Genomic DNA, 4894 nt, shown 5'->3' with positions numbered 1-4894 from the left:
TCCGGTCCAGCAGTTCCTTGTCCGACCCGAACAGCACGTCCTTCAAGGGCCGTTCGAGGAGCGGGTCGAGTCGCTCGCACACCGCGTCCAGCGCGTCGGCGAACACCGGGTGGGCGGCGTACAGTTCGCGGCCCGTGCCGAGGCGCTGGCTGCCCTGCCCGGTGAACAGGAAAGCGGTCCTGCCGCTCCTGGCGGCCGTGTCCCGGACCAGCCCGGGGGCGGTCCGTCCGGCGGCGAGCGCGTCGAGGGCGGTGGCGGCCGAGTCGCGGTCCGTCGCGACGACCACGGCACGGTGGTCGAAGGCGGCGCGGGTCGTGGCCAGGGAGTGGGCGAGGTCCGCGAGTGCGAGGTCGGGCCGGTCATCCAGGTGGGCGCGCAGGGCTCCGGCCTGGGCGGCGAGGGCGTCCGCCGTGCGGCCGGCCAGCCGCAGGGGCAGTACGGCCGGCACCGGCGCGGACTCCGGGGCTGCGGGCAGGGCGGCCTCCGGGGCCGGGGCCTGCTCGATGATGGTGTGCGCGTTGGTGCCGCTGATGCCGAACGAGGAGACGCCGGCCCGGCGCGGCCGGCCCGTCTCCGGCCACGGCACGGGCCCGGTGAGGAGCCGGACGGCGCCTTCCGACCAGTCGACGTGCGGCGACGGCTGCTCCGCGTGGAGCGTCTGCGGCAGCACGCCGTGCTGCATGGCCAGCACCATCTTGATCACGCCGGCGACACCGGCAGCGGCCTGGGTGTGTCCGAGGTTCGACTTGATGGAGCCGAGGAGCAGCGGCCGGTCCTCTGGCCGGTCCTGGCCGTAAGTGGCCAGCAGCGCCTGGGCCTCGATCGGGTCGCCCAGCGTCGTGCCGGTGCCGTGCGCCTCGACGGCGTCCACGTCGGTGACCGTCAGGCCGGCGCTCGCGAGGGCGGCGCGGATGACCCGCTGCTGCGAGGGGCCGTTCGGGGCGGTCAGGCCGTTGCTCGCGCCGTCCTGGTTGATAGCGGAGCCGCGGACCACCGCGAGCACGGGGTGGCCGTTGCGGCGGGCGTCCGACAGCCGCTCGACGAGCAGCATGCCCACGCCCTCGCCCCAGCCGGTGCCGTCGGCGTCGGCCGAGAAGGCGCGGCAGCGGCCGTCGGCGGAGAGGCCGCGCTGCCGGCTGAAGCCGACGAACGTACCCGGGGTGGCCATGACGGTGACGCCGCCCGCGAGGGCCAGGTCGCATTCGCCGCTGCGCAGGGCCTGGACGGCCATGTGGAGCGCGACGAGCGAGGACGAGCAGGCGGTGTCGATGGTGACCGCGGGACCTTCGAGGCCGAAGGTGTACGAGATGCGGCCGGAGGCGATGCTGCCGGTGCTGCCGGAGCCCAGGGAGCCGTCCGCGCCGTCGGCGGAGCGCTCCAGCAGGGTGGCGTAGTCGTGGTACATCACGCCGGCGAAGACGCCGGTGCGGCTGCCGCGCACGCCGGCCGGGTCGATGCCGGCCCGTTCGAACGCCTCCCAGGTGGTTTCCAGCAGGAGCCGCTGCTGGGGGTCGGTGCCGACGGCTTCGCGGGGGCTGATCCCGAAGAACGTCGGGTCGAACCCTGCGACGTCGTGCAGGAAGCCGCCGTGGCGGGTGTACGAGGTGCCGGGGTGGTCGGGGTCGGGGTGGTACAGCCCGTCGACGTCCCAGCCGCGGTCGGCCGGGAAGCCGGTGATGGCGTCGCCGCCGCTCTGCAGCAGCCGCCACAGCTCCTCGGGCGTGGTGACGCCGCCGGGGTAGCGGCAGCTCATGGCCACGATCGCGATCGGGTCGTCGGCACCGGCCGCGCCGCCCCGCCCGGTGGCGGGTGCGTGCGGGGCGTGGGACGCCCGGTCGTCGGCCGCGCCGAGTTCGGCGGCCAGGTGGCGGGCGAGGACCAGCGAGGTCGGGTAGTCGAAGATCAGCGTGGCGGGCAGGCGGCGGCCGACGGCCCCGCCGAGCCGGTTGCGGAGTTCGACGGCGGTGAGGGAGTCGAAGCCCAGTTCGTTGAAGGCCTGTTCGGGTTCGACGGCGTCCGGGCTGCCGTGGCCGAGGACGTCGGCGACGTGGCTGCGGACGAGGTCGAGGAGCAGCCGCTCCCGCCCGGCGGCGTCGAGGCCGCGGAGGCTCCCCTCCAGGGCGGACGGCTCCGCCGTACGGGTGCGGCCGAGGGCACCTGCCCCGGCCGCGAGGCGGCGTACGGGGGTGCGGACCAGGCCGCGCAGCAGCGGGGACACGCCCGAACCGGCGGCGGGCAGGGTCAGCCGCATCGGCACGAGCAGGGCCCGCCCGGCGTCGTGCCGGGCGCTGCCGTCAGCGCCGTCGGAGCCAGTGTCGGAGCCGGCTGCGGCGAGGGTGTCGGCGAGGTCGAGGAGGGCGAGGCCGTCGGCGGCGGTGAGCCCCTGCACACCGCCCCGCTTCATCCGTTCCAGGTCGGCCCGGTCCAGGGCGCCGGCCATGCCGTCAACGTCCTCCCACAGGCCCCAGGCCAGGGAGACGGCCGGGAGGCCGTGGGCGCGGCGGTGCTGGGCGAGGGCGTCCAGGAAGGAGTTGGCGGCGGCGTAGTTGCCCTGGCCGGGGGCGCCGAACACACCGGCGGCCGAGGAGAACAGCACGAAGGCCGACAGGTCGGCGCCGCGGGTCAGCTCGTGCAGGTGGAGGGCGGCGTCCGCCTTGGGCCGCAGAACGGTGTCGAGGCGTTCCGCGGTGAGGGAGTCGATGACACCGTCGTCGAGGACGCCGGCCGTGTGGACGACGCCCGTCAGCGGGTGATCCGCCGGGATGCCGGCCAGGGCGGCGGCGAGCGCCTCCCGGTCGGCGGCGTCGCAGGCGGCCCAGGTGGCTTCGGCGCCCAGGTCGGCGAGTTCGCGCGTCAGGTCGGCGGCCCCGGGGGCGCTGTCGCCGCGGCGGCTGAGCAGCAGCAGGTGCCGTACGCCGCGCTCGGCCACGAGGTGCCGGGCGACGAGCCGGCCGAGGGTGCCGGCCGCGCCGGTGATGAGGACGGTGCCTTCGGCGTCGTACGCGGGCGCCCCGGCCGCTGCTGCGGCTGCCGTGTCAACGGCAGTCCTGACGAGGCGGGGTGCGTGGACCGTGCCCGCCCGCAGGGCGAGCTGCGGCTCCTCGGAGGCGAGGACGGCGTCCAGGACGGAACCGGACAGTTCGGCCTGCGGCGCGTCGGTGTCGACGAGGACGAAGCGGCCCGGGTGCTCGGCCTGGGCGGAGCCCACCAGGCCCCGGACGGCGGCGTGCACGGGGTCGGCCGCGCCGTCGCCGGCGTGGACGGGGACCGCGCCGTGCGTGAGGAGGACGAGGCGGCTGTCGGCGAGCCGGTCGTCGGCGAGCCAGTGGTGCAGCAGCCGGAGCGTGTCGTGCGTGGCCGAGTGGACGGCCCCGGGGGTCAGCTCCGCGGCGGTGGAGAGGCGTACGAGGACGGTGCCCGGAACCGGGGCGTCGGTGTCGGTGGCGGTGGCGGTGTCGAGGGCTGCTGCCAGCGCCTCGGCGGCGTCGCGCCCGTCGAGGACGAGCACGGGCTCCTCGGCGGCACCGGGGGTGCCGTCGGCCGCACCGGGGAGGGTGAGCGGCGTCCACTCCACGTGGAACAGGTGGTCGTGGGGGCCGCCCGTACCGGTGTGCAACTGCTCGGCCGAAACGGTGCGCAGGGTGAGTGCGGCGATGTCGGCGACGGGCTGTCCGGCGCCGTCGGCGAGGGCCAGCGACACCGAGTCCGGTCCGGCCGGGGAGAGCCGTACGCGCAGGGTGGATGCGCCCACGGCGTGCAGGGACACGCCGGTCCAGGAGAACGGCAGCCGGCCGCTGCCGGTGTCCTCGACGAGTCCGGCGAGGCCGATGGTGTGCAGGGCGGCGTCGAGCAGGGCGGGGTGCAGGCCGAAGCGGTCGGTCTCGGACCGCAGTTCCTCGGCCGGTTCGACCTCGACGTAGGTCGCGTCGCCGCTCGTCCAGGCCGCGCGGACGCCCTGGAAGGCCGGGCCGTAGTGCAGCCCGGCCGCGGCGAGTCCGGCGTACAGCTCGTCGACGGGCAGCGGGGTGGCGTCGGCCGGCGGCCAGGTGGCGGGGGCGAAGGAGGGCTGCGGGGCGCCCGCCGCGAGGACGCCGTCGGCGTGCCGGGTCCACGGCAGCTCGGCCGCGTCCGGGCCGGCTGCGGCGCCGTCGGCGGGTTCGGGGCGGGAGTGGACGCCGAGGGAGCGGCGGCCGGTGGCGTCGGGGGCGCCGACCCACAGCTGTACCTGGACGCCGCCTTGCGCGGGCAGGACGAGCGGGGCGTGGAGGGTGAGTTCCTCCAGGAGGTCGCAGCCGACCTGGTCGCCGGCCCGGATCGCCAGCTCCACGAAGGCGCTGCCGGGCAGCACGGCCGAGCCCATGACGGCGTGGTCCGCGAGCCAGGGGTGGGTGTCGAGCGAGAGCCGGCCCGTGTAGAGGAAGCCGTCGAGGTCGGCGAGGGCGACGGCGGCGCCGAGCAGCGGGTGTCCGGCCGTGCCCAGGCCGGCCGCGGAGACGTCGGCGGGCGGGCGTCCGGCATCGAGCCAGTACGGCTCGCGCTGGAAGGCGTACGTGGGGAGGTCGACGCGCCGGGCGCCGGTTCCGGCGTAGTACGCGTCCCAGTCGACGGCCGTGCCGCGGACGTGCAGCCGCGCCAGGGCCCCGGTCAGGGTGTCGGTCTCCGGGCGGCCGGTGCGCAGGACGGGGACAAAGGCCGTGGTGTCGGTGTGGTCGGGCAGACAGTCCTGGGCGAGGGCCGAGAGGACGGCGTCCGGGCCGATCTCGACGAAGTGGACGGTGTTGCGGGCGGCGAGGGCGCGCATGCCGTCGAGGAAGCGGACCGCTTCGCGGACGTGCCGGACCCAGAAGTCGGCCGAGGCCATCTCCTCGCCCGCCACGGCACCGGTCAGGTTGGA

General features: G+C 76.4%; 1 protein-coding gene. It reads right to left on the bottom strand.

The features are described 5' to 3' along the window. Positions 1-4894, bottom strand: a 4894-nt coding sequence (locus ACZ4VL_RS40105) for a type I polyketide synthase (RefSeq protein WP_468210830.1), incomplete at both ends; no start/stop codon positions are given.

This window comes from Streptomyces sp. NPDC029014 (assembly GCF_055564695.1).
This window is presented reverse-complemented; position numbering and strand designations above follow the sequence as displayed.